The sequence below is a fragment of the Streptomyces sp. NRRL F-5650 genome, assembly GCF_000721365.1.
GTDB classification, from domain to species: domain Bacteria; phylum Actinomycetota; class Actinomycetes; order Streptomycetales; family Streptomycetaceae; genus Streptomyces; species Streptomyces ardesiacus.
Window position 1 is genome coordinate 183,299 of record NZ_JOGV01000010.1, and the last position, 26,172, is coordinate 209,470.

The window sequence follows — 26,172 nt, forward strand, 5'->3', positions numbered from 1 at the left end:
CCGCCACGAGGGCGGCCGACCGGTTCGGATTCACGCTAAGCCTCCGGAACCAAATTGGTCACCAATTTACCAGTGTGGCGAGAGTCATAGATCTTCCCATGACCCAACTCTTGACAAACCACACCCGAAAACGTGATGAACTGCCTGGTCAGCCGTGCGCGTGCGGCATCTGGTTGACTGGTGACCGTGACCAGTCAGCCTGATCAGCACAGCTCCGCCGCCGCGCCCGACCTCGCGCAACTGCTGCGCCCCGTGGTGCGCGAGTCGTCCGTCAGCGAGGTCGCCAAGCGACTCCTCGACCACCTCTCGGCCGGCGACATCCGGCCCGGCACCCGGCTGCCCGCCGAGCGGCAGCTCGCCGAGGCCCTCGGTGTCGCCCGGTCCAGCGTGCGCGGCGCGCTCTCGGCCCTGGACGTCCTGGGGATCATCGAGATCCGGCCCGGCTCCGGCTCCTACGTGCGCGAGGGCACCTCGGAGTTCCTGCCCCGGGCGATCAACTGGGGCCTGATGCTGGGCCAGCGCCGCACCCGGGACCTGGTCGAGGTCCGTACGTACATGGAGGGCGTCTCGGCCCGGCTGGCGGCCGAGCGCGCGAGCGACGAGGACGTGGCGAGGCTGGAGGAGCACCTGCGGCACATGCGCGACGCCGGCGGGGACGTCACGGCGTTCATCGACGCCGACATCGCCTTCCACCTGGAGACGGCCCGCATCGCCCGCAACACGGTGCTCAGCGACATCCTGCACAGCATCCGCGCGCTGCTCCAGGTCTGGATGGAACGCGTCAGCGACATCGAGGGCACGGTCAGCGGCACGCTGTGCGAGCACGACGCGGTGCTCCGGGCGATCCGCGCCCGCGACCCGGAGGCGGCGGACCGGGCGATGGCCGAGCACATGCGGATGGCCAGCGCACGGCTGCGCGCCTCGGTGGACGGCTCCGCGGACGGCGAGGCCTGACGGGGCGTCACCTCGTCGCGCGGTCTGTCGGAGCTGTCGCACCGTCAATAGCCTGGGGGAACCAGGCTGTTGACGACCGAGGAGTCCCATGTCCACCGCGCAGCAGGTCCCCGACATCCTCTCCCCCGAGTTCGCCGCGAACCCTTACCCGGTCTACCGGGCCATGCGGGACAGCGCGCCCCTCATCCGGCACGAGGCCACCCAAAGCTGGATCGTCTCGCGCTACGAGGACGTGGAACGCGTCTTCAAGGACCGGGAGGGGCAGTTCACGACGGAGAACTACGACTGGCAGCTCGAGCCCGTGCACGGCCGGACGATCCTCCAGCTCAGCGGCCGGGAGCACGCGGTCCGGCGCGCGCTGGTCGCCCCGGCCTTCCGCGGGACCGACCTCCGGGAGCGGTTCCTGCCGGTGATCGAGCGCAACTCCCGTGAGCTGATCGACGCGTTCCGGCACACCGGCCGCGCCGACCTGGTCGCCGACTACGCCACCCGGTTCCCCGTCAACGTCATCGCGGACATGCTGGGCCTGGACAAGGCCGACCACGACCGGTTCCACGGCTGGTACACGTCGGTCATCGCGTTCCTGGGCAACCTCTCGGGGGACCAGGAGGTCGCCGCCGCCGGTGCGCGCACCCGGGTGGAGTTCGCCGAGTACATGATCCCGATCATCCGGGAGCGCCGCGAGAAGCCGGGCGACGACCTGCTGTCCACGCTGTGCGCCGCCGAGGTGGACGGGGTGCGGATGAGCGACGAGGACATCAAGGCGTTCTGCAGTCTGCTGCTCGCGGCGGGCGGCGAGACCACCGACAAGGCGATCGCCGGGATCTTCGCCAACCTGCTGGCCCACCCGGAGCAGTTGGCGGCCGTGCGCGAGGACCGGAGCCTGATTCCGCGTGCCTTCGCCGAGACGCTCCGCTACACGCCGCCGGTCCACATGATCATGCGTCAGACGGCGACGGAGGTCACGCTCAGCGGCGGCACGATACCCGCCGGTGCCACCGTCACCTGTCTGATCGGCGCGGCCAACCGGGACGAGAGCCGCTACCGCGACCCCGACCGCTTCGACATCATGCGCGACGACCTGACCACCACGACGGCCTTCTCGGCCGCCGCCGACCACCTCGCCTTCGCGCTCGGCCGGCACTTCTGCGTCGGGGCCCTCCTCGCGAAGGCCGAGGTCGAGACCGGGGTCGGGCAGCTCCTGGACGCCCTGCCCGGCCTGCGGACGGAGGACGGGTTCGAGGTGGTGGAGCAGGGCGTGTTCACCCGGGGCCCGCAGTCGCTGCCGGTCCGGTTCACCCCCGCGGCCTGACGGGCGCTACGGTCAGGCCACGACGGGGGTGAAGACGGCCGGCAGCGTCGTCAGGCCCCGCATCCAGATGGACGGGCGCCAGGTCAACTCCCCCGGCTCGACGGCGAGTACGAGGTCCGGAAGGCGTTCGAGCAGGGTTTCGACCGCGGTGCGCGCGATGACGTCGGCGAGCAGGGGCGCCGGGTAGGGGCAGCGGTGTTCGCCGTTGCTGAAGGACAGGTGCGCGGAGTTCTCGGCGCCGACGTGTGCCTCGGGCCAGAGCTGGGGGTCGGTGTTGGCCGCGGCGAGGCCGAGGACGAGGCAGTCTCCGGCCCGGATCTGCCGGCCGCCCAGCTGGGTGTCGTTGACGGCCCAGCGGCCGATGAAGTTCTGCGTGGGGGTGTCCAGCCACAGCACTTCGTTGAGGGCCTCCCCCACGCTGAGGCGGCCGCCGGAGACGTTGAGGGCGAAGCGTTCGTCGGTGAGCAGCAGCCGCAGGGTGTTGCCGATCCAGTTGGCGGTGGGCTGCTGGGCGGCGGCGATGACGGAGATGAGGTCCTGGACGATCTCCTCGTCGGTCAGTCCGGCCGGGTGGGTCAGCATCCGGGAGGTGACGTCGGGTCCGGGGCGCTCCCGCTTGTGGCGGACCAGCCGGTGGATGCGCTCGCCCACGCGGGTGTACGCGGCGACCGGGTCGTCGCCCTCGGCCGCGTCGAGGGAGACGCGCAGGTCCTCGACGAGCTGCTGGGTCTCGGCGCCGCTGTGCGGCATCCCGCACATCCGCACGGCGGCGATCATCGGCAGGGGGTGCGCGTAGCCGCTCATCAGCTCGGCCCGGCCGCTGCCCGCGAAGGAGGCGATGAGCCGGCCGGCCAGGTGCCAGCAGTCCCGGGCCAGCTCGAACTGGTCGATGCCGGACAGTGCCCGGGTGATGACCCCGGCCCGCCGCCGGTGTTCCTCGCCCTCGGCGAACAGGACGGAGGGCTGGTGGCCCACGTAGGGCAGCAGGGGCCAGTCGGGGGGGATGCTCCCCCACTGGTTCCAGCGGCGCGAGTCCCGGGCGAACAGCTCGTCGTGGCTGGTCACGTAGCTGACCTCGGGGTAGCCGAGGACCAGCCAGGCGGGGATGCCGCCGTCGAGGAGCACGGGTGCGACCGGACCGTGCGTGCCGCGCAGTCCGCGGTACAGCTCCGACGGGGTCTGCTGGTACTCCAGTCCGGCCAGCGGCACGGCGTCCGGGTGCGCGGGGCAGCCCGGTGCGGCGAGGGGGTGGGGCGAGGGGTCGAGGTCGGTCACGATGCGCTCTCCTGGGCCAGGGCCAGTTGGTAGAGGTGGTCCACGAGGGTGACCAGCACGGTCTTTCCCGACGTCCGCACCCGCGCGTCGCAGTCGATCAGCGGCACGTGGTCGGGCAGTGCGAGGGCCTGCCGGATCTCGTCCAGGGAGTGCCGGGCGGTGTCGTCGTCGAAGCGGTTCACGGCCACCACGAACGGGGTGCGGTGATGCTCCAGCCGGTCTATCGCGTACCAGGAGTCGTCCATCCGGCGGGTGTCCACCAGGACGACGGCGCCGAGGGTGCCGGAGAACAGCCGGTCCCACAGGAACCAGAAGCGCTCCTGGCCCGGGGCGCCGAACAGGTACAGCACCATGCGGTCGTTGAGGCTGATGCGGCCGAAGTCGAAGGCCACCGTGGTGGTGGTCTTCGCGGTGACCGAGCCGGTCTCGTCGACGCCGACCCCGGCCTGGGTCATGACCTCTTCGGTGTTGAGCGGCCGGATCTCGCTCACCGAGCGGACGAGGGTGGTCTTGCCGACTCCGAAGCCGCCCACGACGACGATCTTCAGCCCGGTCTCCGCGGCGTCGGTCAGGGGTTTGCGGCCGGACGGCGCGGTGGCCTCCGGCGCCGTGGCCGGGGAGGCGGAGGCCGGGGCCGCGGAGGCCGGCGGGTCAGAGGTTGCGGAGCCCATGGAGCACCTCCTGGAGAAGGGCGGTATCGGGGTGCGACGCGGCGGTCTGCCCCAGGCGCGGATGGCGGGCGGTGATGCTCCCGGTGGCGAGCAGGTCGCCGAGCAGGATGCGGACCACCGTGATCGGCAGGGCCAGCTCGGCGGCGAGTTCGACCACGGCCGTGGGGTGCCGGCACAGGTCGAGGATGCGGACGTGTTCCGACTGCATGCCGGCCGTCGGCCCGCACTCGGCGACCACCAGGGTGACGAGGTCGAAGGAGTCGTCGGCCCGGCTGCGCCCGCCCGTGACGGTGTAGAGCCGGTCGGGTGCGCCGGTGTCCACGGGCCTGCGGGTCACGACGAGCTGCTCCCGGGGACGGCGTGGCGGGGCTCGGCCCTCAGGTGGTCGCCGATCTGCTCGACCATCTCGGTCATCTGGTGGCCGACCACGCCGGGGTCGGCGTCCTCCACCGCGACGACGGCCAGGTGGGCGCCCTGGCCCGCCTCCACGATGAACAGCAGGCCGCCGTGGAACTCGGTCATGGAGTGCCGGACGCCGCCGGTGCCGTTGCCGAACTCGACGGAGGCTCCCTGGGCGAGGGCCTGGATGCCCGAACAGATCGCGGCGAGCTGGTCGGCGCGGTCCAGGGTGAGGTGCTCGGTCCAGCAGAGCTTGAGACCGTCGCGGGACAGGACGAGGGCGTGGCGGGTACCGGGGGTGCGGTCCAGGAGGTTCTGCAGGAGCCAGGTGAGGCTGTTGTCGGTGGTCTGCATGGTGGGTGCGGGGACGGTGGTTCGTGGTGCTGCGGTCACCGGCCCGTTCCTCCAATCTCACGAGCGGCACGAGCGATGGGGGCGAGAGAGCGGGTGGGGGGGACCGGGCCGCGCCGGGCGGTGCGGGGCGCCGGTACGGGCGCCGGTCCGGCTCCCCTAGCCCGGGGCGGGCGGTTCGGACTCCGGTCCCCCGCCGGCCGCTGCGGACCGCCGTCCGCGGTGGAAGGCGCCGAAGCTGGCCCCGGCGTCGCGGTGGGCGGACGCCGCCGGTTCGGCGGGCCGCCGGTGGTGGTCCCGGCGTTCGCGCTCGGCGTCGGCCTCGGCCATGGTGCGCCCCGGGGAGCGCACGGGCAGGCCGCCCGACGTGGCCGCCGCGGGGGCGGGTCGCGCCGGCTGCGCGGGCAGCCGGGCCGGTTCCGCGGGCCGGACGTCCGGGACGCGCCGTGCGAAGGCCGGGGCCTCCGCGGCGGGGGCGGGGCCGGGGACGGCGGAGGTGCCGGCACCGCCGAAGGTGCGGCCGGCCAGGGCGGGCCCCGGGTCCCGTTGCTGGGCGAGGAGTTGGGGCGGTACCAGGACGACGACACCCGTGCCGCCGCGCGAGGAGGGCCGGTAGCTGACCCCGACGCCGTACTTGGCGGCCAGCCGTCCCACGACGGCGAGGCCGAGGCGTGTGCCCTGCAGGGAGGCCAGGTCGTTCATCCGCCCCGACACGGCCTCTTCGGCGTGGCGCATGGCCGCGTCGGCCATCTTCAGCCCGCTGTCCTCGATGGTGACGACGATTCCGGCGGTACGTTCCTCCACGTAGACGTGGACCTCGTCGATGGGTGGCGAGAAGTTGGCGGCGTTGTCCATGAGTTCGGCCAGCAGGTGCATGACGCCCTCGGCCGCGTAGCCGGAGATCGCGGCGTTGGTGGAGCAGTGCATGCGGACCCGCTGGTAGGCGGCGATCCGGCCGACGGCGCCGCGCAGGATGCTCTCCATCACGATGGGCCGGTTCCAGGCCCGGCTGGAGCGCCCGCCCATCAGGAGGGCGAGCCGGTCGGTAATGAGGCCGAGCTGCGAGGTGCTGTGGTCCAGGCGCAGCAGGTCGCCGAGGACCTCCTCGCCGTGCCGGTCCTGCATCTCCCGCAGGTCGGCGAGCATGCCGACGGCCTTGGCCTGGACGCGGCTGAGGGACTTGGCGGAGGCGGCCTGCGCGGCGGCGGTGCGCCGCTCGCTGTGGGCCAGTTCCCGTACGAACAGCTCGGCGCAGGCACGTGCCGCGGCCCCCCGGGGCCAGTCCAGTTCGGACAGGACGATCTCCGCCGAAGTGCCGTCACGCAGCTTCTCCACCGCCGCGGGCAGGGTGCTCTCCGTGAGCTGTTCCAGCTCGGCGGTGGCCGCGCGCGCCTCCCGCACGGCCTGCTGCCGCCGGGACTCGGCGTCCGCGGCGTGCCGTACGGCGTCCTCCACCAGCGCCGCGAAGCTCTGTGCGACCTGTCGCAGGTGGGGGCCGGAGGAGGGAGCGGTGTTGGCGACGGCCTCGTCCGCGCCGGTGCCGTCGCGGACCTGCTGCGCGATGCCCGGCAGGGCGACGTTGACCAGGTGCACGAGCCCCGCGTTCTCCTGCGCGAGCTGGGCCTTGAGGGCGCTGATCTCGGCCCGCCGGGCCGCCGCCGTCCGGCGGGCCCGGCCGACCAGGCCGGAGCCCAGGCACACGGACACGGCGACGCACAGCCAGGACGTGACGGCGAGGGTCGCGGTCCAGCTCCGGGCGGTCTCGGGCGCGGCCGCCCAGGCGGCACCCGCGGCCGCGGCCGCGGCCGGCAGCACGAGCAGCGGGGCGGTCGGGGTGGTGCGGCCGGGTTTCTGCGTCCGGGGCGGGGTGGGGGGTGCAGACACTGACATTCCGCGGTCCCTCGGGATCCTTGAGAGCGGGGAGAAGGCCGGTCGACCTGGGGCGGCCGCGGGCCGGAGCCGTACCACCGGGTGAGTGGTGATCACTCCGGCGGGCGTGCGGTTCATGCTAGTCAGCGCGTCGGCCACGCAGGCCGGACCGACCGCAGACCCCACCGAGGAGCGAACTTTCCCGGCATCTCGCCAATCGAACGCAGCGATGTGGTACTGGCGTTCCTGTCGGGGCGGATGGTTCCGGGCTGACAGCCCGACAGCTCCGTCTGGACGAGTGCGGGATGCGGTGCGGCCCGACTCCGGTTCGGATGGGTGCCATGCGCAGACCCATAACCGTGGCGAACCGCCACTCACGCCTGATCGCCTCGGGCGTCATCCTCGCCGCCCAGTCACTCCTCCTGACCCTTGCCGCGGTCCCGGCCACGGCCTCGGCCCCGGCCGACGACACGCGGACCCCCGCCCGCGGCACCGCCCACATGGGCACGGGCGTCCTCGCCCACGAAGGGGTCCAGGGCCGCCCCCTCGGCACCCGTGCCGCCCAGACCGAGGGCGTGGACGTCTCCAGCCACCAGGGCAACGTCGCCTGGTCGACCCTGTGGAAGAGCGGCGTGAAGTGGGCCTATGTGAAGGCCACCGAGGGCACCTCCTACCGGAACCCGTACTTCGCCCAGCAGTACGGCGGTTCGTACGACACCGGCATGGTCCGCGGCGCGTACCACTTCGCGACCCCGGACACCGCCGGCGGCGCCGCCCAGGCCGACTACTTCGTCGACCACGGCGGCGGCTGGTCCAAGGACGGCAAGACGCTGCCGGGCGTCCTGGACATCGAGTACAACCCGTACGGGGCCACCTGCTACGGGCGGACGCACAGTCAGATGGTGAGCTGGATCCGGGCCTTCCTGGACCGGTACAAGGCGCGCACCGGCCGCCACGCCGTCATCTACACGTCCACCAACTGGTGGACGCAGTGCACCGGCAACTACAGCGGTTTCGGCGCGAGCAACCCGCTGTGGGTGGCCCGGTACGCCTCGACCGTCGGGACGCTCCCGGCCGGCTGGGGCTTCCACACCATGTGGCAGTACACCTCGTCCGGACCGACCGTCGGGGACCACGACAAGTTCAACGGTTCCCTGGACCGCGTCAAGGCCCTGGCCAACGGCTGACGCACACCGGAGGTGCGCCGGCCGCGGGCTCAGCGGCCGGCGAGGGTGTCCACGATGTCGGCGACCTGCTCGCGGACCACGTCCCGGGCCGCGGCGGGCAGGGCGCCGACGTCCGTTCCCCCCAGGGAGTCCAGTGCCTCGTCGGCATCCGTGCCGCACGGGGCCGTCCCGCAGAGCACGTCGTAGCCGTCGCGTACGGCGACGCGCAGGCGGTTCGGGCCCGGGCCGCCGGCGTGCACGGCGGTGGCGACCACCAGGGGCGGCGGGCCGCCGGCTTCGGCGGGGAGCTTGCGGTAGCCGCTGGCCAGCGGGGTGCGCCAGCGCAGCCCGAGCAGCAGGTGACGCTTCGCCATCACCTCGGCCAGGTCGGTCTCGTAGGGGTCGTCGGGGCCCAGCACCGTGGCGCGGGCGTCCAGCACGAGGGCCGCGGGGAGCAGGCAGCGCAGGCTGCTGCCGACCAGGTTGCCGCCGACGGTGGCCGTCCGGCGTACCGCTCCGGTGCCCACGGAGGCCGCCGCCCGGCGCAGTACCTCCGGCACCCGGTCGTCCACCCGCTGCAGCACCACGGCCGCGCCCAGCGCCTCGGCGGCGACGACGGTCGCCTGCGGCAGCGAGCGCAGGGACATGGCCAGTTCGGGGAAGCCGTCGCGCTGCCAGGTGGCCCACACCAGGGTGGCGCCGCCGATGGGCACCGCCCCCTGCGCCATGCACTCCTGTGCTTCGGACACGGATGCGGGCTGGCGCAGCAGCATGGCGATCGACCTGCTTCCCGGGAGTCGGCGGCCGGACGGCACCGCGTCCACCGCCGGGCGATCACGGTCACTGGGATTGTCCGCACCGCGCAGGGGGCGCGTACAGGGCTCATCTCTCTTCCCCGTGCGCCTTCCGCGCGCCGCCCGCCGCGGGACCGGGCCGCGGGCAGCGCCGCGCGGGCCCGGTTCCCCGCGGTACCGCCTCACCGGTCGAGCAGCGCGGCGGCCACGTCGGCGCGCAGCCGGTCGGCGTCCTTGCCGACCAGTGCGGGGACGTGGACGTTCCACGCCGCCGCGGCACGGTCCAGGGCCTCGGCGCCCTTCCGCCGCGCCTGCCGCCCCCACACCGCCGCGGCGAGCGGCAGGAGCGGGCGGGCGAAGGAACGGCCCCTGACGCGTGCCTTCACGGTCACCCGCCAGCGCCCGTCCGGGGCGGGGCGCGGTACGACGGTGACGGTGACGCGGACGAGGGCGTGGGTCAGGGTCCCGCGCAGGGGCGGGCGGGACGGGGAGCGGCCGGCTCCGGTCGCCTGCCACCAGCCCGCGAGGTCGAGGTCGACGCGTCCGGTGCCGCCCAGGTGTGCCGCCCGCTTGCGGCCGCCCGTGCTCAGCGTCGCCGACAGCCACGCCTCGCGCGGCCGTTCGGCGCTCGTGAGTCCGAGGACGCAGTCGATCCGGGCGGGGTGACCCCGGTCGTCCTCGACGGTGACGATCTCCAGCTCGGTCCTTCGGCGCCGGTCCCAGGCGAGCACGGTCACGCACTGGTCCGCCTCCGGTTCCCCGTCCTCGACGGGCACGGACCGGTACCGCGCGCCCGGCCTCAGATGCCGTCCCCGCTCCAGTACCAGACCGGGCAGCGGGCGGCCGTCGGGCAGCAGCAACCGCCCTCCCTCTGTGTCCGTGTCCTCCGCCAGGTCGTGCAGCGCGGCGACGCACGACTCCAGCCAGCGGCGCGGCACGGGGGCGAGGGTTACGGTGTGCTCGAAACGGGCCATGCGGCGAGGATGGCGTCCCGGGGCGTGCCGCGTCAGGGGCAGGGCCGGGCAGTGAGGGGACCGCGTTGACTGCCGGTTTCCGGACGCCGCCCCGCGTCGCGGGCGCGGTCAGCGTCCGGCCGTCTCCGGGCGCCGCGCGACGAACACGAACTCCCTGCCCGGGCGGTCGGGGGCCTCCCGCACCTCCCGCACCACGTACCCCTGTCCGGCCAGGTCGGCCGCCACCTCGTCCCGCTCGCGGAAACGCAGCGTCGAGTCGGAGGTCAGCACCGCGCCGTCCGCGCCGAAGACGTAGGTCCACCGGAAGGTGACCAGCGGTCCGCTCACGTCCACCAGCTCGCACCAGCTCTCGACGGTGCCGGTACCGGGGTACTCCGCCACCCGGTGCGTGTGTGCGCGGGTCCACTCCTCCCAGGCCCGCCGGGCCGGGTCCCGGGTCTCGAACACCAGGTGCCCGCCGGGCCGCAGGGCCTCGTACGCGCCGCGCAGCGTTCCGCGCCACGCGGACCGGCCGGTGATCTCCTGGGCGACGTTGGCCGTCATGGTCGCGAGGTCGACGCGCAGGGCGGGGAGCGAGCCGGCGTCGCCCCGGATCCAGCGCACCCGTCCGGCCCCCGCCTTCCCCCGGGCCACGTCGAGGCACGCCCCGGCCGGGTCCACACCGACGGTCTCCACGCCCCGGCCCGCCAGCAGCAGGGCGAACACCCCGGTGCCGCAGCCGATGTCCAGCACGCTCCGGGCGCCGAACTCGTCGGCCATGTCCAGGTAGGGGCCGAGGTCACTGCGGTCGGTGTCGAACACGTCGTAGAGCGCGGCGAGCCGCGGATGCCGGAAGCACTCGTCAGCCATACGGCCGACGATAGCGCCGGGCCCACCGGGGAACAGGGGGAGGCATGCGCGCACTCGTCGTCAACTGCACCCTCAAGCCCTCCCCCCAGCCGTCGAACACCGAGGCCCTCGCCGCCACGGTGATCGCGGCGCTCAAAGGCCACGGGGCGGAGGTGGACGTCGTACGGGCCGTCGACCTGAACCTGAAACCGGGGGTCGAGACCGACATGGGCGACGGGGACGACTGGCCGGACGTGCACGAGAAGCTGCTGGCCGCGCAGATCCTGGTGGTCGCGTCGCCGACCTGGCTCGGGCGGCCCTCGTCCGTCGCCCAGCGGGTCCTGGAACGCATGGACGCCATGCTCGCCGAGACCGACGACGAGGGCCGACCGGTCGCCTACAACCGGGTCGCGGGCGTCCTGGTCACCGGGAACGAGGACGGCGCCCACCACGTCATCAGCGAGATCAGCGGCGGGCTCGCGGACATCGGCTACACCATTCCCGGCCAGGCCTGGACCTACTGGCACCTCGGCCCCGGTCCCGGTCCGGACTTCCTCGACGACGAGCGCGGCCACGACTGGTCGGTGTCCACCGGCCGGGCCATGGCGTCCAACCTCGTGCACGCGGCCCGCGCCCTCGGCGCCATGCCGCTGCCCGCCCCTCCGTCCTGACCGCCGTCTCCGGCCGAGCAGGTCTGCCGGGGCGGATACGGGGCATTCGAGACGAGCAACGACGTACGAAACGCATGAGGAGCTGAGGTCCGCCATGACGCACGACCTGACCCCGAAGTACACGGTCCCCGGTATCGAGCGCGAGGCCGCCGGACGGCTCATCGGTGTGCTGCGACTGCGCCTGCACGCTCTCAACGACCTGCACCTGACCCTGAAGCACGTGCACTGGAACGTGGTGGGTCCGCACTTCATCGCCGTGCACGAGATGATCGACCCCCAGGTCGACCAGGTGCGCGACATGGCCGACGACGTCGCCGAGCGCATCGCCGCGCTGGGCGGGGTGGCCCAGGGCACGCCCGGGGCGCTCGTGGCCGAGCGGAAGTGGGACGACTACTCCATCGGACGGGCCGACGCCATCGCCCACCTCGGTGCGCTCGACGTGGTGTACACCGGCGTGGTCGAGGGCATGCGCGCGGCGGTCGAGGAGGCCGGAAAGATCGACACGGCCACGGAGGACCTGCTGATCGGCCAGCTCAGGGACCTCGAGCAGTTCCAGTGGTTCGTGCGGGCGCACCTGGAGAGCGCCGGGGGCGCCCTGGCCACGGGCGGTGCGACGTCCGAGACGGAGGCGGCGGAGCGCGGAGCGGACGTCTCGTGACCGGGACGCCCTGACTCGTCACCGGTTCACCCGGACTCGTCACCGGTTCGCCCGGGCGTCCCGGGGGCCGTGTCCCGGCCGCACGGCGGGGACACGGCCCCCGGGGCCGCTCAGCGCCGGCCGAGACGGCGTTCGCCGCGGCTGCCCGGCTCGTAGGGCAGGTGGTAGTGGCCGAAGACCGCGCCCTCGTCCTCGGCGGCCAGCTCACCGTCCGGGTCGATGCCGGGGGCGTCCTTGACCAGGGATTTGTCGTAGGTCACCTTCAGGTACGACGGCCCCACGGTGGCCTTGTCCACCGGCACGAAGACGAGCCGCCGACGGGTCGGCAGGCCGATCGTGACCGTGGCGAACGCGGGCCGGTCGGTGAGGGTGTCGAAGTAGATGGACTCCAGGGTCCCGATCTTGCGGCCGTCGTAGTCGACGACGTCGAGGCCGCGCCAGTCACGAATGTTTTCGGCTTCAAACATGCCCAGTCTTCCCTTCCGCCCTTCCGGGGACGCGCTCACTGTCGTGTTCCCCGCTTGGCCCGGCTGTCGCACGTTTGTCCCCTCACCGGCGTACCCGGGGCGGTCCGGGATAGGCTGCCTGGCCGGACGGAGCGCCCCGGTGGCGCGCCCGGCAGGATTCCAAGGGGGTTCGAGTGTGGACGGCGCAGGCATTCCGGGCGGACCGGCCCGGCTACGGACCGGTGCGGTGCTGGACGTGGGCCCGCTGTCCGGCCGCCCGGGCATCCGCGCCAGTGGTGAGGTCGGCGTGAGCACCCGGCTGCCCTGGGAGAACGCCCTGAGCGAGCTGTCCCGGCGGCACACCGACGTGTCCTACGTGGAGCTGTCCGGCCTCCGGTTCGTCGACGTGGCCGGGGTGTCCGCGCTGGCCCTCACGGCCATGAACCTGCCCGTCGGCCGGGTCGTGGTGGAACGGCCGCCCCCGCAACTGCCGCGGGTGCTGGACCTTTTCTGGCCGTCCCTGCACCGGATCGAGGTGACGCCGCGATGAGCACCGTGACCACCGAGGAGACCTTCGCCCATCCGGCCCTGTTCTACCGTTCGGAGGACGAGTACACCGACCGGACGGTGGCGTTCGTACGGGAGGGGCTGGCAGCGGGCGAGCCGGTGGCGGTGGCCGTCCCGGGCCCCCGCCTGGAGCTGGTGCGGGCGGGGCTCGGCCCGGACGCCCGGGACGTCACCCTCCTCGACATGACCGAGGCCGGGCGCAACCCGGGGCGCATCATTCCGGGCGTGCTGCGCGCCTTCGCCGACACGCACGCCGGGGCACGGGTGCGGATCGTCGGCGAGCCGGTCTGGGCCGGCCGCAGCGCCGCGGAGTACCCGGCGTGCGCCCAGCACGAGGCACTGATCAACGCTGCGTTCGCCGGCCGCCCCGCGACGATCCTGTGCCCGTACGACGAGACCCGGCTGGCCGCCGGCGTGCTGGCCGACGCACTGGTCACCCACCCGACGGTCATCGCCCACGGACGTACGCGGGCCAGCGAGGCGTACGACTGGCGCGCCGTGGTCGCCCGCTACAACGAGCCGCTCGTCCGGCCGCCCGGCGCCGATGTCCTCGCCTTCGCGGCCGGGGAGCTGCCTCAGGCGCGCCGTTTCGCGGTCGACCGGGCCGCCTCGCTCGGGCTGGCCGGGCGGCGGCTGCAGGACGCCGAACTGGCGGTGTCCGAACTGACCACCAACAGCGTGGTCCACGGCGGCGGCAGCGGAACGCTCGCGGTGTGGTCCGAGGCGGGACAGGTGGTGTGCGAGGTCCGCGACGCCGGGCGGCTCACGGATCCGCTCGTCGGGCGTCGGCCCGCGGAGCCCGGTCAGATCGGGGGCCGCGGACTGCTGCTGGTCCACTACGTCGCCGACCTGGTGCGGGTGCACACGGGCGAGGAGGGCACGGCGATCCGCTTCTGGCTGGGCGCCTGAGCCGTTGTTGCCGGGTGTCTGAGGCGTAGTTGCCGGGGACCTGAGCCGTCGTCGGATCTTTTCTGCGTTTGGGCATGTGTGCGCCGACTGACCGGGGGTAGGCGATCGGACGTCGGCCGACAAGGTGACACGACGACCGATCAACCGGGAGGGCACATCATGACGACGACGACCGCACGGACCGCCGAGCACGCCACGACGACGGGCATGCCGGAGATCGCGGACCCGTCCAAGGTGGCGCCCAGGGACGCGCGGGAGTTGTCGAAGCTGTTCTTCGAGCAGCTCACGGTGCTGGAAGAGGGCACGCCCGAGTACCAGTACGCCCGTAACACCCTGATCGAGATGAACATGTCCCTGGTCCGCTTCGCGGCCGGCCGCTTCCGCAGCCGCGGGCCGGAGGAGATGGAGGACATCGTCCAGGTCGGCATGATCGGTCTCATCAAGGCCATCGACCGGTTCGAGCTGACCCGCGAGGTCGAGTTCACCTCCTTCGCCGTGCCCTACATCGTCGGCGAGATCAAGCGGTTCTTCCGGGACACCTCCTGGGCCGTGCACGTGCCCCGCCGCCTGCAGGAAGCCCGCGTCCAACTCGCCCGCGCCACCGAGGAGCTGCGCAGCCGGCTCGGCCGCAACCCCACCACGCAGGAGCTGTCGGAGCTGATGAGCCTCCCGGAGGACGAGGTCGTCGAGGCCCGGCTGGCGGCCAACGGCTACAACTCCTCCTCCCTGGACGCGACCATCAACGGCAGCGAGGACGGCGAGTCCGCGCTCGCCGACTTCATCGGCACCGACGACGCCGCCCTCGCTCTGGTGGACGACTTCCACGCCCTGGCACCGATGATCGCCGAACTGGACGAGCGCGACCGGCAGATCATCCACTGGCGCTTCGTGGAGGAGCTGACCCAGAAGGACATCGGCGAGCGCCTCGGCGTCTCCCAGATGCACGTGTCCCGGCTGATCTCGCGGCTGCTGGCCCGGCTGCGCGAGGGCATGCTCACCACGGCCTGAGGTGGAGCCCGGCTCCCCGGCGGGGCGGCTCAGGCGGCGGTCGTCTTCTTCTTCCGGGGGCCGCTCCTGCCGCCGCTGCCACTGAGCGCGTCGACGAGCTGACGGCGGCTCATCCTCGACCGGCCGGGGACGTCCTGTTCGGTGGCCCGCCGGTAGAGCTCGGCCTTGCTCAACTCTCCCAGCTCCTCCCGCTCGGACGGCTCGGGCCCGCCCCGACGGGAGGAGCGGGCGGGGGCGGTGCCCTTCTTCCGCTCACCGGCGGCCCGCTTGCCGCCGGTGTCCTGCGCCTGTTCCAGGCTCCCGCGCAGCGCCTCCATCAGGTCGACGACGTTGGTGGCCCCGGGCGCCTCATCGGCGACGGCGACCTCCTCGCCCTCGGCCTTGGCCCGGACCAGCTCGCGGACCTTCTCCTGGTAGGTGTCCCGGTACCGGGCGGGCTCCCAGTCGCCGCTGAGGGCGTCGACGAGACGCAGCGCCATGTCCAGCTCCTTGCCCCGGCCCACCCGCTCCGACGGCAGTTCCGGCAGTTCCTCGACGGGATCGCGGACCTCGTCGGCCCAGTGCAGCGTCTGGAGCAGCAGCACCTCGTCCTCGGCGCGCAGGGCGGTCAGGTACTGCCGGTTGCGCAGGACGAAGGTGGCGACCCCCACCTTGCCGGCCTCGGCGAGGGCGGTGCGCAGCAGTGCGTAGACCTTGAGGTACTCCTTGCCGCGCGGGGCCAGGTAGTAGGTGCGGCCGAAGTAGACCGGCTCGATCCGGTCCAGGTCCACGAAGTCGGTGATCTCGAGGGTGCGGGAGCGTCCCGGCGCGACCTCGTCGAGTTCCTCGGGTTCCACGACGACGTACTCGCCCTCGCTCACCTCGTAGCCCTTGACGATGTCGTCGGGGCCGACCTCCTTGCCGGTGCGTTCGTTGACCCGGCGGTTGCGGATCCGGTCCGAGGTGCCGCGCTGCAACTGGTGGAAGTGGACGGTGTGGTCCCGGGTCGCCGTGAACAGACCGACGGGCACCGAGACCAGCCCGAAGGTGATCACACCCGTCCAGATCGCCCGTGCCATGGCCTGCGCTCCCTGTGTGCCGCCCGCACCGCCCGGTCCTGCCCGCACCGGCGGCCCCTGCCACGCTGCCATCCGGCGCGGGTCCCCGCGCGCCGGACGGAGCACACGGGTGGGCGGCCGGGCGACAGCGCGCGGATCGGCGGCGCCCGTTGTTCCCTGTGAGGTGCGGGACGGCAACCGCGCCCGGCGCCCCGGCCGTCTCCCCCGTCGCACCGTCGCAGGACGCCGACGCGCACCAACCGCCCCACAGCCGAGCAGAGGGACAGGGGAACACCCCATGAGCTTTCGCCTGAAGCCGATCACCCGCGAGGAGCACCTGCGCTTCGTCACGTCGCGGCCTTCCGTGAGTCACCTCCAGGTCCCCTCCTGGGGCGACGTGAAGCCGGACTGGCGGGCGGAGAGCCTCGGCTGGTTCGACGAGGGCGGTGAACTCGTGGGCGCCGGGCTCGTGCTGCTGCGGCCGCTGCCGCGGCTCAAGCGGTACCTGGCCTATCTCCCCGAGGGTCCGGTCGTCGACTGGTCGGCGGACACTCTGGAACGGTGGCTGGACCCGTTGCTCGCGCACCTGCGGGAGCGCGGCGCGTTCACGGTGCGGATGGGGCCTCCGGTGGTGACGCGGCGCTGGAGCGCCGAGACCGTGAAGGCGGCGATCGCCGACCCGGGGGCCCGGCGGCTGGGCGACGTGGAGGAGACGGTGCGCGAGCCCGGGGCGGAGGACGTCGCCGAGCGGCTGCTGCGGATGGGCTGGCGGCGCACCGCGGCGGGCGGCGAGGACGGCTTCGCCGCGGGCCAGCCCCGGTACGTGTGCCAGGTGCCGCTCGCCGGACGCTCGGAGGAGGACCTGCGCAGCGGCTTCAACCAGCAGTGGCGCCGGAACGTCAAGAAGGCCGAGAAGGCCGGCGTCAAGGTCGTCCGGGGCGACCTGGAGGACCTGGACACCTTCTACGACCTGTACGTGGAGACCGCGGAGCGGGACCGGTTCGTGCCGCGGCCCCTCGCCTACTTCCGGCGCATGTGGACCGCGCTGACGGCCGAGGACCCGGACCGCATGCGCCTGTACCTCGCCCACCACGACGGCGAGGTGCTGGCCGCGGCCACGATGCTGACGGTGGGCGAACACGTCTGGTACTCCTACGGCGCCTCCACCAGCCGCCGGCGCGAGGTGCAGCCGAACAACGCCCTGCAGTGGCGGATGATGTGCGACGCCCGCGAACTGGGCGCGGCCGTCTACGACTTCCGCGGCATCACCGACACACTGGACGAGGACAACCACCTGCTGGGGCTGCTCCGGTTCAAGGTGGGCGCGGGCGGGCAGGCCGTCGAGTACCTGGGTGAGTGGGACTATCCGCTGAACAGGGTGCTGCACAGGGCGGTGGCCCTGTACCTGGCGCGCCGCTGAGGGGCGCGCGGCGAGGGGGTGGGAGATGTCACGGCTCCTGGTGGTGCAGAACCACCGCGGCGGCGGGCCGGGCCGGTTCGGCGACTGGCTGACCGCGGAAGGGGTGGCACTGGACGTGGTGCACGCGTACGCCGGTGAGCCACTCCCCCGGCGTCCGGGGCACGACGGCGTCGTCGTACTCGGCGGCGGCCTCCTGCCCGACGACGACGCGCGCGCCCCCTGGCTCGCTCCCACCCGGGCGCTGGTCGCGGAGGCGGTGGAGCGGGGTGCGCCGGTCTTCGGCATCTGCCTGGGCGGACAGCTCCTCGCCCAGGTGGCGGGAGGCACGGTACGGGGTGCGCACGGCGAGCCCGAGACGGGCAGCACCCCGCTGACGCTGCGGCCGGAGGCCGGGGACGACAGGCTGCTGCGGGGGCTGCCGGAGCGGGTGACGGCCATCGAGCGCCATGTGGACGCCATCACGGCGCTGCCGCCGGGCGCCGTGTGGCTCATGGCGAGCGAGCGGTGCCCGTACCAGGCGTTCCGGGTCGGCGAACGGGCGTGGGGCGTGCAGTTCCATCCCGAGGCGGGGGCGGACCGGGTCAGGGCGTGGGACGCCGGCCGGCTCCGCGCCCGGGGACTGGACCCGGCGGAACTGTGCCGCCGGGCGGAGCTCGACGAGCCCGCGTCCGAGGCCGTCTGGCACGAGGTGGCCAGGCGCTTCGCCTCGGTCGTCGCCGGGGCGTGAGGACCCTCGGCTGAGGGCCGGGCCCGAGCGGGTCAGGCGAAGGGGCCCCGGCCCGCGAAGGCGAACTGGGCGAAGCGTTCCCCGATGAGGCGGTGGGTCGCGGCGTCCGGGTGGATGCCGTCGGGCAGGGGCAGGTCCACCGCGTCGGCCGCTCCGTAGAGTTCGCGGCCGTCGAGGTGGTGGAGGTTCTCGTCCTCGGCGGCCCGCTCCCGCACGATCCGGGACAGCTCGTCCCGGATGACGTTCAGGGTCAGCTTCCCGCTCGCGCGTTCCGCCGGGTCGCCCGTGGCGACGAACCGCACCCCGCCCCCGCTGAAGTCGGGGGCGAGGGGGCCGGGGGTGTCCTCCTGCGCGGGGCACAGGATGGGTGAGACGACCAGCAGCGGGACGGTGGGGTGACCCTCGCGGACGGTGTCGAGGAAGCCGTGCACGGCGGGGCCGAAGGCACGCAGCCGCATGAGGTCGGCGTTGACGACGTTGATTCCGATCTTGACGCTGATCAGGTCGGCGGGGGTGTCGCGCATGGCCCGCGCCGTGAACGGGTCGAGCAGGGCGCCGCCGCCGAAGCCCAGGTTGACCAGTTCGACGCCGCCGAGGGAGGCCGCGAGGGCGGGCCAGGTGGTGGTGGGGCCTGCGGCGTCGGAGCCGTGGCTGATCGAGCTGCCATGGTGCAGCCAGACCCGGCGGCCGGGGTCCCGACCGGGCTCGACGGGGGCGTTGGTGCGCAGGGCGACGAGTTCGGTGGTCTCGTTGTGCGGCAGCCAGATCTCGATGTCCTTGCTGCCCCGGGGCAGGTCCGTGAAGCGGAGGGTGCCGGGCGGACCGGGCTCCAGGCCGGCCGTGCCGGTGGTCATGTCGATGGTGAGGGTGTTGCCGCCCGCGACGCTGCCCCGGCCCGCCGGACGGCCGTCGACGAGCAGTTCGTACACGCCGTCCGGGCGCGGCGGGGCTCCGGCGTAGACCCGCTTGGTGGGCAGGGTGTCCAGTTCGAGGGCGGTGGCGCGGGTACGCAGTGCCAGGCGTACGCCGGAGGGCTGGGACTCGGCCATGGCCAACTGGCTGTCGTTGTTCTGCGCGCGGGCCCGGGCGGGCAGCCGGTGGGGCAGCAGACCGCGCTCGGTGCGCTCCAGGTCGAGCGCGCCCCGCAGGAGGCCGGCCGTGATCGGCGTGGTGATCCAGTCGTCCGTGGTGCTCATGTCGCCTCCGGCTGTGGTGCGTCTTGCCCGACCTCTCGTTCCTTCGTCGATTATGCATAAACCTAAACGCGTTAGGCAAATGCCTGAGAGGAAAAACCCAGCGGTCCCCGTCCGGGTCGCGGCACGGCCGGGGCGACCGTAGACAGGACGCATGGACGATGAGGCCGGCGAGACCGGGGAGGCCAAGGAGACCGGGGAGATCGAGCAGGTTCTGGACGAGCTCTACACCACGCCCCCGCCCGCCTTCGTCGCCCGCCGCGAGGAACGCGCCGCGGCCTCCAGAACGGCCGGCCGCAAGGAGGACGCCCGACGCATCCACGCCGCCCGCCGGCCCACGCTCGCGGCCTGGGCGGCGAACCTGCTGGCACGCTCCCGGCCAGAGGAGGCCCGGCGGTTCCTGGAGCTGGGGCAGGCGCTGCGCGAGGCACACCGCACCCTGGACGCCGACGGACTCAAGGAACTCTCCGCCCAGCGCAGGCGCATCGTCGCCGCTCTCTCCCGGCAGGCCGCGCAGCTCGCCGGCGAGGCGGGTCACCGGCTCTCCCAGGCGGCACAGCGGGAGGTCGAGTCGACGCTGCGCGCGGTGCTCGCGGACTCCGACGCGGCCGACCAGTGGGCCGGGGGCCGCCTGGAGGTCTCCCTGACCCCGCCGTCGGCCTTCCCCTCGGAGACGGCTGCCGCGGCGCCGCCCGCCCGCTCCGGGCCGGGGCCTGCACCGCGCCCGAAGTCGCCCCGCGCCGCGTCGGGGACCCGCGCGGAGGACGAACTCGCCGAGCGACGCCGCAGACGGCGGGAGGAACGCGAGCGGGCCGAGCAGGAGGCCGAGCGGGCCGGGCAGCGCCTGCGCGAGGCACGGGCGGAGCAGGCGGACGCCGAGAGGTCGCTCCACGGGGCCGACGACCGACTCGCCCGGGCCCGGGCGGCGTTGGAAACCGCCGAGGAGCAACTGCGCACGGCACGCGAGGACCTCGACCGCGCCGAACGGGACCGGCGGGAGGCCGCGGAGCGGGACCGTGCGGCCGCGCGAGCGGTGACCGGGGCCGAGCGGGAGGCACGGGCGAGCGCGCGCCGGGTGGACCGTACGGGCGGCCCGGTCGGGTAGGAGGACTCGTCCGATTGAGTACTCGTACTCATGAGGTGCGTCCCTCCCCCGGGGGACGCTGGCCGCACGAGTCACCGACAGGGAGTCAGCCGTGCGTATCAGCAACCGAGTCCACCATCCGTCGGCCGCGCCCGGCGGCCGCTCCGCGCGGCCCGTCCGCGGTCTCCTCCTGGCATGTGCCGTCGGCGCGGCGGTCCTGACGGGCTGCTCCACGGAGGACGCCACCTGCGGCGGTGGCGAGTACCCGGTCATGACCATCGGCGGCACCGGCTCGGCATGTGTGCCCAACGGCGAGGAGCCGCCCAAGGGTTACACCCGCTATCCCGAGGGCAAGGTCCCCGAACACGTGGGTGACAAGTGGGACACCTACTGGCAGACGCACACCCTCGACGAGAACGGCAAGGTCGTGGAGGTGCCCCAGGGCGGGTGACCGCCGCTCTCCACGGTCCGAACACATGGGCGGGGTTGCGGCGGCACATACCACGACGGCGGCCATACGTGGTATACCGACTCGGCAGCGCACAGGGCAACAACCGGGGCTGCGGGTCAGCCTTCACGGCCGTGAACCAAGGAGAGTCCACACCATGTCCGAGAGCACGATGCAGTCCGCCACGGAACTCGCCTCGCAGTACAGCGTCCAGGTCAACGACGACCTGGAGCGCAACGTCAAGGAGCAGGAACGTGTCAGCGCGGAGATCAGCGCTCTCCAGCAGCGGTTGGCCGCGCTGCAGCACGATCACGCCCTGCTGGTGAACATGCAGCAGGCCCTCGGCATCACCTCGCCGCCCCAGTCGCCCGCCGCACCCGGGTCCGCGGCCGAGGAGGCCACCGTGCCCGCGCCGCGGGGCGGTGCGACGGCCGGGTCGGGCACGGGCCGGCGGACGCGGAGCAAGAAGGCCGCCTCCTCCCCCAAGCGCGCCGGCGCGTCGAAGACGGGTGCCAAGCCGGCCGCGAAGCCGGCCGCCGAGACCCGGGCCAAGGCGGCCACCGAGGCACCCGCGGGTTCATCCGCCAAGGCGTCCGCGAAGACGCCCGCCAAGGGGCCGGAGAAGGCGTCCACGAAGACGTCCACGAAGACGACCCCCAAGCCGGGCACCAAGCCGGCCGGCAAGCCCGCCGTGAAGTCCGCGGCGAAGTCCGCGGCGAAGAAGGCGCCCGCCCGGCCCACCCTGGTGGAGCTGGTGCGCGAGCACCTCGCCGGGCAGCGGGAACCGCGCTCCGCCGCCGAGGTCGCCACGGCGCTGGGCGAGGCGCACACCGGGCGCACCGTCAAGACCACGGTCGTGCGCACCACGCTCGAGGGGCTCGTCGCCAGGAACCAGGCCCAGCGCACCAAGCAGGGCACCTCGGTCTACTACACCGCCACCGAGGCACCGGCGTCCGCGCCCGCGCCCGCGCAGCCGAAGGAGACCGCGGCCGAGGCCACGTCCGCGCAGAGCGGTAGCTGATCGGGCTCCGCCGCCCCGCCGCGCGGCGGCACGCGACACGCGTCCGGAGGTGAACCGCGCGAGTATCGGTGGATGGGTGTTGTCCTGCCGGTGCTCTTCGCACTCCTCGCCGCGTTCAGCAACGCGCTGGCCACCGTGCTCCAGCGACGCGCCGCGCTGAGCGTGCCGCAGACCCGGGGCTTCCGTCCCGGGCTCGTCCTCGATCTGCTGCGGCGGCCGGTGTGGCTCGGCGGCATGCTGGCCGTGGTGGCGGCCGGCGCGGGACAGGCGGTGGCCCTGGCGACGGGGCCGATGTCACTCGTCCAGCCCCTCTTCGTGCTGGAACTTCCCCTGGCCCTGCTGCTGGCCTCGCTGCTGACCGGCAAGCGGATGCCGGAGACCCTGTGGCTCGCCGTGGGCGGGGTGGTCGTGGGGCTCGGCGTGGCACTCGCCTCGGCCTCGCCGGGCGGTGGCCGCGACGACGTACCCCTGGCCCGTTGGGTGCCGGCGCTGGTGGCCTGCGCCGGGGCGGCCGTACTGCTGGCGGCGGTGGGGCTCAAACGGCCCGTGGGCAAGGCCCGCGCCGGGTGCCTCGGCGCGGCCACCGCGGTCTGCTACGCGCTGACCGCCGCTCTGATGAAGGAGTCCATGCGCGCCCTGGAGCTGAACGGCGTCGTCGGCTTCCTCACCGCCTGGCAGACCTACGGCTTCGCCCTGGCCGGGGTGTGCGCCGTGCTCCTGCTGGAGCACGCCATGCAGGGCGGTCCGCTCGTCGCCTCCCAGCCCGCGCTCACCCTGGGCGACGCGACGGTGAGTCTGCTGCTCGGTGTGGTCCTGTACCGGGAGGACCTGCGCGGCCACTGGTGGGTCCTGCCGCAGTTGCTCGGCGTGGCACTCGTCGTCGTCGGAGTCGTCGAACTGGCCCGGCGCGGCGTGGATCTGCGCACCGCCCGGTGAGCGTCCCGCGGACCGGGTGGCGATGGGCGCCGCGCCTCCCGGGAACCCGCAGGTCAGTCGTTTCCGCAGGTCAATGAGGGTGGCGTAACATCGGCGAAACATGGTCCGGGTTACCGTGAGCGCCATGGACCAGCACCTGGGACGGCCGCGGGCCGAGCGGGCCCGGCACCTGGCCGACGGGCTGCGGCAGCAGATCACGGACGGCGCCTTCGCCGACGGCACGCTGCCCGACGAGCGGGAGCTGGGCCGCCGGTTCGGCGCCTCGCGCAACGCCGTGCGGGACGCCCTCGCCCTGCTGCGCGAGGAAGGTCTGATCACCCGGCGGCGCGGGATCGGCACGACGGTGCTGCTGCCGAAGTACGGGCACGGTCTCGACCGGCTGGCCGGTCTGGCCGAGGAGCTGGCCGGGCGCGGCACCGTCACCAACGAGGTGCGGGTCGCGGCCGAAGTGCCCGTCCTGCCCGCCGCGGTCGCCGCCCGCCTGGAGGTGCCGGCCGGGGCCGGCGGTGTGTACGTGGAGCGGCTGCGGTGGCTGGACGGGCTGCCGTTGTCCCTGGACACCAGTTACCTGACGGTCGGCGTCGGCCGTGCCGTGCTCGCCGGGGACCTGCGGGAGCGGGACGTGTTCGGGCTGATCGAGGAGGCCGCGGGCGTTCCGCTCGGGCGCGCCGAGGTGGCCGTGCACGCCGTCAACGCGGACCCCGGCACGGCCCGGCTGCTGGGGATCGAGCCGGGAGCGGCGGTGTTCGCCCTGGAGCGGCTGACCCGCTCGGCGGACGGCCGGCCGGTGGACGTGGAGTCCATCCGGATCCGCGCGGACCGGATGACCCTGCGGGCCACGCTGCGCCGTGACGGCCCGCCCACCACGTGAGAGGAGGCCGGCGATGGCCGGTACGAGTGTGCCCGTGCTGGTGGCCCTGGCGCTGCTGGGGCTGGCCGGCGGGGTGGGCATCACGGCGGTCGGACCGGGCGGGGTCCTGCCCACGATCGGACTGTTCGCCCTGACGGGCCTGACGCCGGCGCAGGTGGCCGGCACGGCCATCGTCACCCATGTCGCCACCGGGCTGCTCGCGACGGCCGCCTACACCCGTTCCGGGCAGTTGCGCGAGCCCGCCACCCGGCGCACGGCGCTGGTCCTGGCCGGGAGCGCGGTCGTCGGCACCCCGCTGGGCGTCCTGGTCAACTCGTACGTGTCCGAGCGGATGTTCGGGCTGGTGCTCGGCGTGTTCGTGGCGGGTGTGGCGGCCCTGGTCTGGTTCCGGGAGCGTCGCAGCCCGGCCGCGTTCCCGGCGCACCCGTCGACGGCGGTGGTGACGGGGACGGGTCTCGCGGTGGCCGTCGCGGCCGGGATCGTCGGCATCGGCGGGCCGATGCTCACCGTGCCCCTCCTCGTCGCCCTGGGTGTGCCGGTGCTGGAGTCCCTCGCCTCGGCCCAGGCGCAGTCCGTCGTCGTCGCCGGTGTCGGGACGGTGGGTTACGTGGCCCAGGGGGCCGTCGACTGGCCGCTGGCGGTGCTGGTCGGTGTCCCCGAACTGGCGGGGGTGCTGCTGGGCTGGCGGATCGCGCACGCGCTGCCCTCGCGCCACCTGAAGTGCGCCCTCGTCGCGACCTTGTTCGCGCTCGCTCCGTACCTGGCCCTGCACGGCTGACCGAGATGCCCGGAGCCACCGCCTGGTGCACAGTGGTCACCATCGTCCGGCCGCCCCGAGGGACGGCATGTCGCAGGCCGCCCTTTCCGGCGTCGGCGGCACAGCCCCGCCCGCCACGGGGGCGGGGCTCTTCCCCCTGACCGCGACGGCCGTCGGGTCGGCATGACCGACCGTCCTGCTCGAGGAGGCCCTGTGACCACCAACGAGAGCGCCGTGAGGCCCGCGCTCGGCGTTCATTCCGAGGTCGGCAGGCTGCGCAAGGTCCTGGTGTGCTCGCCGGGGCTGGCGCACCGCCGGCTGACGCCCACCAACTCCGACGAGCTGCTCTTCGACGACGTCATGTGGGTGGAGAACGCCCAGCGCGACCATGCCGCCTTCGTCGGTGAACTGCGCCGCCGCGGGGTGGAGGTGGTGGAGCTGCACGACCTGCTGGCGCAGATCATGGCGGTGCCGGAGGCGAAGGCGTGGCTCCTGGACCGGAAGATCACCGCCAACCAGGTCGGCACCGGGCTCGTCGACGCGACCCGCGCCTATCTGGAGACGCTCTCGCCGAGGGAACTCGCCGAGTACCTCGTCGGCGGCCTCGCCACCGGCGACCTGCCCGAGGACTTCCGCTCCCCGCACCTCGCCCTGGCCCGGGAGGCCACCGGCGCCCGCGAGTACCTGATGCCGCCGCTGCCCAACACCCTGTACACGCGCGACACCACCTGCTGGCTGTACGGCGGTCTCACCCTCAACCCGCTGTACTGGTCCGCACGGCACGACGAGACGCTGCTGATGAAGGCGGTCTACACCTTCCACCCCGACTTCAAGGGCTCGACGGTGTGGTGGGGCGATCCCGAGCGGGACTGGGGCCAGGCCACCCTGGAGGGCGGCGACCTCATGCCCGTGGGCAACGGGGTCGTCCTGATGGGCATGAGCGAGCGCACCTCCCGGCAGGCCGTCACCCAGGTCGCCGCCGCGCTGTTCCGCAACGGGGCCGCCGAGCACGTCGTCGTCGCCGCGCTGCCGAAGCTGCGCTCGGCCATGCACCTGGACACCGTCTTCACCTTCGCCGACCGCGACGTGGTGACCCTCTACCCGCGCATCATGGACGGGGTTCGCACCTTCTCGCTGCGCCCCGGCGACCGGGCCCCGGGCTTCGACGTCGTCGACGAGGGCACGACGCCCTTCGTCGACGTCGTCGCCAAGGCCCTCGGGGTGCCGAAGCTGCGCGTGGTGGAGACGGGCGGCGACGCCTACGCATCCGAGCGGCAGCAGTGGGACGGCGGCAACAACGCCGTGGCGGTGGAACCGGGCGTGGTGTTCACCTACGACCGCAACACCCTCACCAACGCGCTGCTGCGCGAGGCCCGGGTGGAGGTCCACACCATCGTCGGCGCGGAACTGGGCCGGGGGCGCGGCGGCGGGCACTGCATGACGTGTCCGCTGGTGCGGGACCCCGTGGACTTCTGATCCCGCCGCCCGCCGGCCTCAGCGGCAGAATCCGTAGGCCTGCTCCAGCCACCGGCGCAGTGCCGTGTGGACGCTGCCGGGAAGCACGCTGAGCCGGTCGATGGCGGCCCGGTCGCCCGCCGAGGGCGCGATGCCGGCGGCGGTCAGCAGGGCGAGCAGGTCCAGGCGGCGCAGGTCGACGGGGTCGACGCGGCAGGGGACGCGCTCGGCGGGGTCGGGCGGCTGGAGCAGGAAGTCGCCCTGGGTGTCGCAGGCGCGCGAGCGCGTCGGGGCGGCGGCGTTCGGAGCAGTCGTCGTGTGCATACCGCGGTCCTCCACTGGATGGGTCGCCCGGTCGGGGCGCCGTTCTC

29 protein-coding genes are annotated in these 26,172 nt (G+C 73.7%); 17 read left to right on the forward strand and 12 right to left on the reverse strand.

Annotation, left to right across the window (positions count from 1 at the left end; translation table 11 throughout):
• Positions 1-180: 180 nt before the first annotated feature.
• Both IG88_RS0112435 and IG88_RS0112440 read left to right on the forward strand, forming a co-directional pair.
• On the forward strand, positions 181-954 hold the full coding sequence (locus IG88_RS0112435; protein WP_031038972.1) for a FadR/GntR family transcriptional regulator: 774 nt from the start codon (positions 181-183) through the stop codon (positions 952-954).
• An 88-nt stretch (positions 955-1,042) separates the two neighbouring features.
• A complete protein-coding gene (locus tag IG88_RS0112440; protein WP_031038975.1) occupies positions 1,043-2,266 on the forward strand; it encodes a cytochrome P450 in 1,224 nt (407 codons plus the stop codon).
• Positions 2,267-2,278: 12 nt separating this feature from the next.
• On the opposite strand, the gene IG88_RS0112445 is transcribed toward IG88_RS0112440, so the two are convergent.
• From IG88_RS0112445 to IG88_RS0112465, 5 genes are all read right to left on the reverse strand, one after another.
• Positions 2,279-3,541, reverse strand: a complete 1,263-nt coding sequence (locus tag IG88_RS0112445; RefSeq protein WP_031038978.1) for a cytochrome P450 — start codon at positions 3,539-3,541, stop codon at positions 2,279-2,281.
• Positions 3,538-4,212 (reverse strand): GTP-binding protein, encoded by a 675-nt coding sequence (locus tag IG88_RS0112450; RefSeq protein ID WP_031038980.1) that lies wholly within the window; start codon positions 4,210-4,212, stop codon positions 3,538-3,540. The genes IG88_RS0112445 and IG88_RS0112450 overlap by 4 nt, the downstream gene beginning before the upstream one ends.
• Positions 4,193-4,549, reverse strand: a complete 357-nt coding sequence (locus IG88_RS0112455; RefSeq protein WP_031038983.1) for a DUF742 domain-containing protein — start codon at positions 4,547-4,549, stop codon at positions 4,193-4,195. Before IG88_RS0112455 ends, IG88_RS0112450 begins: the two co-directional genes overlap by 20 nt.
• The gene (locus tag IG88_RS0112460) at positions 4,546-4,965 is read right to left on the reverse strand and encodes a roadblock/LC7 domain-containing protein (protein ID WP_030401359.1); all 420 of its coding nucleotides are present in this window, start codon (positions 4,963-4,965) and stop codon (positions 4,546-4,548) included. Before IG88_RS0112460 ends, IG88_RS0112455 begins: the two co-directional genes overlap by 4 nt.
• Positions 4,966-5,121: 156 nt before the next feature.
• A complete protein-coding gene (locus tag IG88_RS0112465) occupies positions 5,122-6,852 on the reverse strand; it encodes an ATP-binding protein (protein WP_031038986.1) in 1,731 nt (576 codons plus the stop codon).
• Positions 6,853-7,172: 320 nt separating this feature from the next.
• Here IG88_RS0112465 and IG88_RS0112470 point away from each other — a divergent pair, with 320 nt between their 5' ends.
• Positions 7,173-8,018 carry a lysozyme gene (locus IG88_RS0112470; protein WP_031038989.1) on the forward strand — a complete coding sequence of 282 codons (846 nt, stop codon included), beginning with the start codon at positions 7,173-7,175 and terminating at the stop codon, positions 8,016-8,018.
• A gap of 29 nt (positions 8,019-8,047) precedes the next feature.
• On the opposite strand, the gene IG88_RS0112475 is transcribed toward IG88_RS0112470, so the two are convergent.
• The 3 genes from IG88_RS0112475 to IG88_RS0112485 all read right to left on the reverse strand — a co-directional run bounded on the left by IG88_RS0112475 (position 8,048) and on the right by IG88_RS0112485 (position 10,614).
• Complete coding sequence (locus IG88_RS0112475; RefSeq protein ID WP_031038990.1) at positions 8,048-8,770, reverse strand: FAD binding domain-containing protein; 723 nt, start codon at positions 8,768-8,770, stop codon at positions 8,048-8,050.
• Positions 8,771-8,973: 203 nt separating this feature from the next.
• Positions 8,974-9,765 carry a hypothetical protein gene (locus IG88_RS0112480; RefSeq protein ID WP_234332134.1) on the reverse strand — a complete coding sequence of 264 codons (792 nt, stop codon included), beginning with the start codon at positions 9,763-9,765 and terminating at the stop codon, positions 8,974-8,976.
• A 108-nt stretch (positions 9,766-9,873) separates the two neighbouring features.
• Complete coding sequence (locus IG88_RS0112485; protein WP_031038995.1) at positions 9,874-10,614, reverse strand: class I SAM-dependent methyltransferase; 741 nt, start codon at positions 10,612-10,614, stop codon at positions 9,874-9,876.
• A 44-nt stretch (positions 10,615-10,658) separates the two neighbouring features.
• On the opposite strand from IG88_RS0112485, the gene IG88_RS0112490 reads away from it, so the two are divergent.
• Entirely contained in the window at positions 10,659-11,264 is a 606-nt protein-coding gene (locus IG88_RS0112490) for a flavodoxin family protein (protein ID WP_031038998.1), read from the forward strand.
• A gap of 94 nt (positions 11,265-11,358) precedes the next feature.
• Positions 11,359-11,922, forward strand: coding sequence for a Dps family protein (locus IG88_RS0112495; RefSeq protein WP_030401366.1), 564 nt, complete (start codon positions 11,359-11,361; stop codon positions 11,920-11,922).
• 110 nt (positions 11,923-12,032) lie between these two features.
• On the opposite strand, the gene IG88_RS0112500 is transcribed toward IG88_RS0112495, so the two are convergent.
• On the reverse strand, positions 12,033-12,389 hold the full coding sequence (locus tag IG88_RS0112500; RefSeq protein ID WP_031039001.1) for a PRC-barrel domain-containing protein: 357 nt from the start codon (positions 12,387-12,389) through the stop codon (positions 12,033-12,035).
• Between the two features lie 175 nt (positions 12,390-12,564).
• On the opposite strand from IG88_RS0112500, the gene IG88_RS0112505 reads away from it, so the two are divergent.
• The 3 genes from IG88_RS0112505 to IG88_RS0112515 all read left to right on the forward strand — a co-directional run bounded on the left by IG88_RS0112505 (position 12,565) and on the right by IG88_RS0112515 (position 14,852).
• On the forward strand, positions 12,565-12,918 hold the full coding sequence (locus IG88_RS0112505) for an STAS domain-containing protein (protein WP_031039004.1): 354 nt from the start codon (positions 12,565-12,567) through the stop codon (positions 12,916-12,918).
• Positions 12,915-13,844 (forward strand): anti-sigma factor RsbA family regulatory protein, encoded by a 930-nt coding sequence (locus IG88_RS0112510; RefSeq protein WP_031039007.1) that lies wholly within the window; start codon positions 12,915-12,917, stop codon positions 13,842-13,844. The genes IG88_RS0112505 and IG88_RS0112510 overlap by 4 nt, the downstream gene beginning before the upstream one ends.
• A 159-nt stretch (positions 13,845-14,003) precedes the next feature.
• Positions 14,004-14,852, forward strand: a complete 849-nt coding sequence (locus IG88_RS0112515) for an RNA polymerase sigma factor SigF (protein WP_031039011.1) — start codon at positions 14,004-14,006, stop codon at positions 14,850-14,852.
• A gap of 29 nt (positions 14,853-14,881) precedes the next feature.
• Here the strand turns inward: IG88_RS0112515 and IG88_RS0112520 are convergent, their stop codons facing one another.
• On the reverse strand, positions 14,882-15,910 hold the full coding sequence (locus IG88_RS0112520) for a Ku protein (RefSeq protein ID WP_031039013.1): 1,029 nt from the start codon (positions 15,908-15,910) through the stop codon (positions 14,882-14,884).
• Positions 15,911-16,187: 277 nt separating this feature from the next.
• Between IG88_RS0112520 and IG88_RS0112525 the strand changes: the two genes are divergently transcribed.
• Together IG88_RS0112525 and IG88_RS0112530 are read left to right on the forward strand one after the other, a co-directional pair.
• A complete protein-coding gene (locus IG88_RS0112525; protein WP_031039016.1) occupies positions 16,188-17,309 on the forward strand; it encodes a lipid II:glycine glycyltransferase FemX in 1,122 nt (373 codons plus the stop codon).
• A 25-nt stretch (positions 17,310-17,334) separates the two neighbouring features.
• A complete protein-coding gene (locus tag IG88_RS0112530) occupies positions 17,335-18,036 on the forward strand; it encodes a type 1 glutamine amidotransferase (protein ID WP_031039019.1) in 702 nt (233 codons plus the stop codon).
• A 32-nt stretch (positions 18,037-18,068) separates the two neighbouring features.
• On the opposite strand, the gene IG88_RS0112535 is transcribed toward IG88_RS0112530, so the two are convergent.
• Positions 18,069-19,232, reverse strand: coding sequence for a GDSL-type esterase/lipase family protein (locus IG88_RS0112535; protein WP_031039023.1), 1,164 nt, complete (start codon positions 19,230-19,232; stop codon positions 18,069-18,071).
• Between the two features lie 151 nt (positions 19,233-19,383).
• Here IG88_RS0112535 and IG88_RS0112540 point away from each other — a divergent pair, with 151 nt between their 5' ends.
• The 7 genes from IG88_RS0112540 (at position 19,384) to IG88_RS0112570 (ending at position 25,822) form a co-directional block, all read left to right on the forward strand.
• Complete coding sequence (locus IG88_RS0112540) at positions 19,384-20,334, forward strand: hypothetical protein (RefSeq protein ID WP_031039025.1); 951 nt, start codon at positions 19,384-19,386, stop codon at positions 20,332-20,334.
• A gap of 91 nt (positions 20,335-20,425) precedes the next feature.
• Positions 20,426-20,764 carry an SCO0607 family lipoprotein gene (locus IG88_RS0112545; protein ID WP_420712083.1) on the forward strand — a complete coding sequence of 113 codons (339 nt, stop codon included), beginning with the start codon at positions 20,426-20,428 and terminating at the stop codon, positions 20,762-20,764.
• Between the two features lie 154 nt (positions 20,765-20,918).
• Positions 20,919-21,782: a hypothetical protein gene (locus IG88_RS0112550; RefSeq protein ID WP_031039031.1), complete on the forward strand. Its 864-nt coding sequence runs from the start codon at positions 20,919-20,921 to the stop codon at positions 21,780-21,782.
• A 72-nt stretch (positions 21,783-21,854) separates the two neighbouring features.
• Positions 21,855-22,718, forward strand: coding sequence for a DMT family transporter (locus IG88_RS0112555; RefSeq protein ID WP_031039033.1), 864 nt, complete (start codon positions 21,855-21,857; stop codon positions 22,716-22,718).
• 100 nt (positions 22,719-22,818) lie between these two features.
• Positions 22,819-23,589, forward strand: a complete 771-nt coding sequence (locus IG88_RS0112560; RefSeq protein ID WP_031039035.1) for a GntR family transcriptional regulator — start codon at positions 22,819-22,821, stop codon at positions 23,587-23,589.
• 13 nt (positions 23,590-23,602) lie between these two features.
• On the forward strand, positions 23,603-24,367 hold the full coding sequence (locus IG88_RS0112565; protein ID WP_031039037.1) for a sulfite exporter TauE/SafE family protein: 765 nt from the start codon (positions 23,603-23,605) through the stop codon (positions 24,365-24,367).
• A gap of 162 nt (positions 24,368-24,529) precedes the next feature.
• Positions 24,530-25,822 carry an arginine deiminase gene (locus tag IG88_RS0112570; protein ID WP_420712084.1) on the forward strand — a complete coding sequence of 431 codons (1,293 nt, stop codon included), beginning with the start codon at positions 24,530-24,532 and terminating at the stop codon, positions 25,820-25,822.
• Between the two features lie 18 nt (positions 25,823-25,840).
• Here the strand turns inward: IG88_RS0112570 and IG88_RS0112575 are convergent, their stop codons facing one another.
• Positions 25,841-26,125 (reverse strand): hypothetical protein, encoded by a 285-nt coding sequence (locus tag IG88_RS0112575; protein ID WP_031039043.1) that lies wholly within the window; start codon positions 26,123-26,125, stop codon positions 25,841-25,843.
• Between the last annotated feature and the right edge of the window lie 47 nt (positions 26,126-26,172).

Excerpts from the sequence above, each read along its gene's own strand:
- IG88_RS0112495 (WP_030401366.1), top strand. The coding sequence starts at position 11,359 with ATGACGCACGACCTGACCCCGAAGTACACGGTCCCCGGTATCGAGCGC.
- IG88_RS0112470 (WP_031038989.1), top strand. The coding sequence starts at position 7,173 with ATGCGCAGACCCATAACCGTGGCGAACCGCCACTCACGCCTGATCGCC.
- IG88_RS0112560 (WP_031039035.1), top strand. The coding sequence starts at position 22,819 with ATGGTCCGGGTTACCGTGAGCGCCATGGACCAGCACCTGGGACGGCCG.
- IG88_RS0112555 (WP_031039033.1), top strand. The coding sequence starts at position 21,855 with ATGGGTGTTGTCCTGCCGGTGCTCTTCGCACTCCTCGCCGCGTTCAGC.
- IG88_RS0112485 (WP_031038995.1), bottom strand. The coding sequence starts at position 10,614 with ATGGCTGACGAGTGCTTCCGGCATCCGCGGCTCGCCGCGCTCTACGAC.
- IG88_RS0112530 (WP_031039019.1), top strand. The coding sequence starts at position 17,335 with ATGTCACGGCTCCTGGTGGTGCAGAACCACCGCGGCGGCGGGCCGGGC.
- IG88_RS0112465 (WP_031038986.1), bottom strand. The coding sequence starts at position 6,852 with ATGTCAGTGTCTGCACCCCCCACCCCGCCCCGGACGCAGAAACCCGGC.
- IG88_RS0112500 (WP_031039001.1), bottom strand. The coding sequence starts at position 12,389 with ATGTTTGAAGCCGAAAACATTCGTGACTGGCGCGGCCTCGACGTCGTC.
- IG88_RS0112570 (WP_420712084.1), top strand. The coding sequence starts at position 24,530 with ATGACCGACCGTCCTGCTCGAGGAGGCCCTGTGACCACCAACGAGAGC.
- IG88_RS0112540 (WP_031039025.1), top strand. The coding sequence starts at position 19,384 with ATGGACGATGAGGCCGGCGAGACCGGGGAGGCCAAGGAGACCGGGGAG.
- IG88_RS0112550 (WP_031039031.1), top strand. The coding sequence starts at position 20,919 with ATGTCCGAGAGCACGATGCAGTCCGCCACGGAACTCGCCTCGCAGTAC.
- IG88_RS0112510 (WP_031039007.1), top strand. The coding sequence starts at position 12,915 with ATGAGCACCGTGACCACCGAGGAGACCTTCGCCCATCCGGCCCTGTTC.
- IG88_RS0112535 (WP_031039023.1), bottom strand. The coding sequence starts at position 19,232 with ATGAGCACCACGGACGACTGGATCACCACGCCGATCACGGCCGGCCTC.
- IG88_RS0112475 (WP_031038990.1), bottom strand. The coding sequence starts at position 8,770 with ATGCTGCTGCGCCAGCCCGCATCCGTGTCCGAAGCACAGGAGTGCATG.
- IG88_RS0112520 (WP_031039013.1), bottom strand. The coding sequence starts at position 15,910 with ATGGCACGGGCGATCTGGACGGGTGTGATCACCTTCGGGCTGGTCTCG.
- IG88_RS0112440 (WP_031038975.1), top strand. The coding sequence starts at position 1,043 with ATGTCCACCGCGCAGCAGGTCCCCGACATCCTCTCCCCCGAGTTCGCC.
- IG88_RS0112515 (WP_031039011.1), top strand. The coding sequence starts at position 14,004 with ATGACGACGACGACCGCACGGACCGCCGAGCACGCCACGACGACGGGC.
- IG88_RS0112490 (WP_031038998.1), top strand. The coding sequence starts at position 10,659 with ATGCGCGCACTCGTCGTCAACTGCACCCTCAAGCCCTCCCCCCAGCCG.
- IG88_RS0112525 (WP_031039016.1), top strand. The coding sequence starts at position 16,188 with ATGAGCTTTCGCCTGAAGCCGATCACCCGCGAGGAGCACCTGCGCTTC.
- IG88_RS0112460 (WP_030401359.1), bottom strand. The coding sequence starts at position 4,965 with ATGCAGACCACCGACAACAGCCTCACCTGGCTCCTGCAGAACCTCCTG.
- IG88_RS0112480 (WP_234332134.1), bottom strand. The coding sequence starts at position 9,765 with ATGGCCCGTTTCGAGCACACCGTAACCCTCGCCCCCGTGCCGCGCCGC.
- IG88_RS0112450 (WP_031038980.1), bottom strand. The coding sequence starts at position 4,212 with ATGGGCTCCGCAACCTCTGACCCGCCGGCCTCCGCGGCCCCGGCCTCC.
- IG88_RS0112565 (WP_031039037.1), top strand. The coding sequence starts at position 23,603 with ATGGCCGGTACGAGTGTGCCCGTGCTGGTGGCCCTGGCGCTGCTGGGG.
- IG88_RS0112575 (WP_031039043.1), bottom strand. The coding sequence starts at position 26,125 with ATGCACACGACGACTGCTCCGAACGCCGCCGCCCCGACGCGCTCGCGC.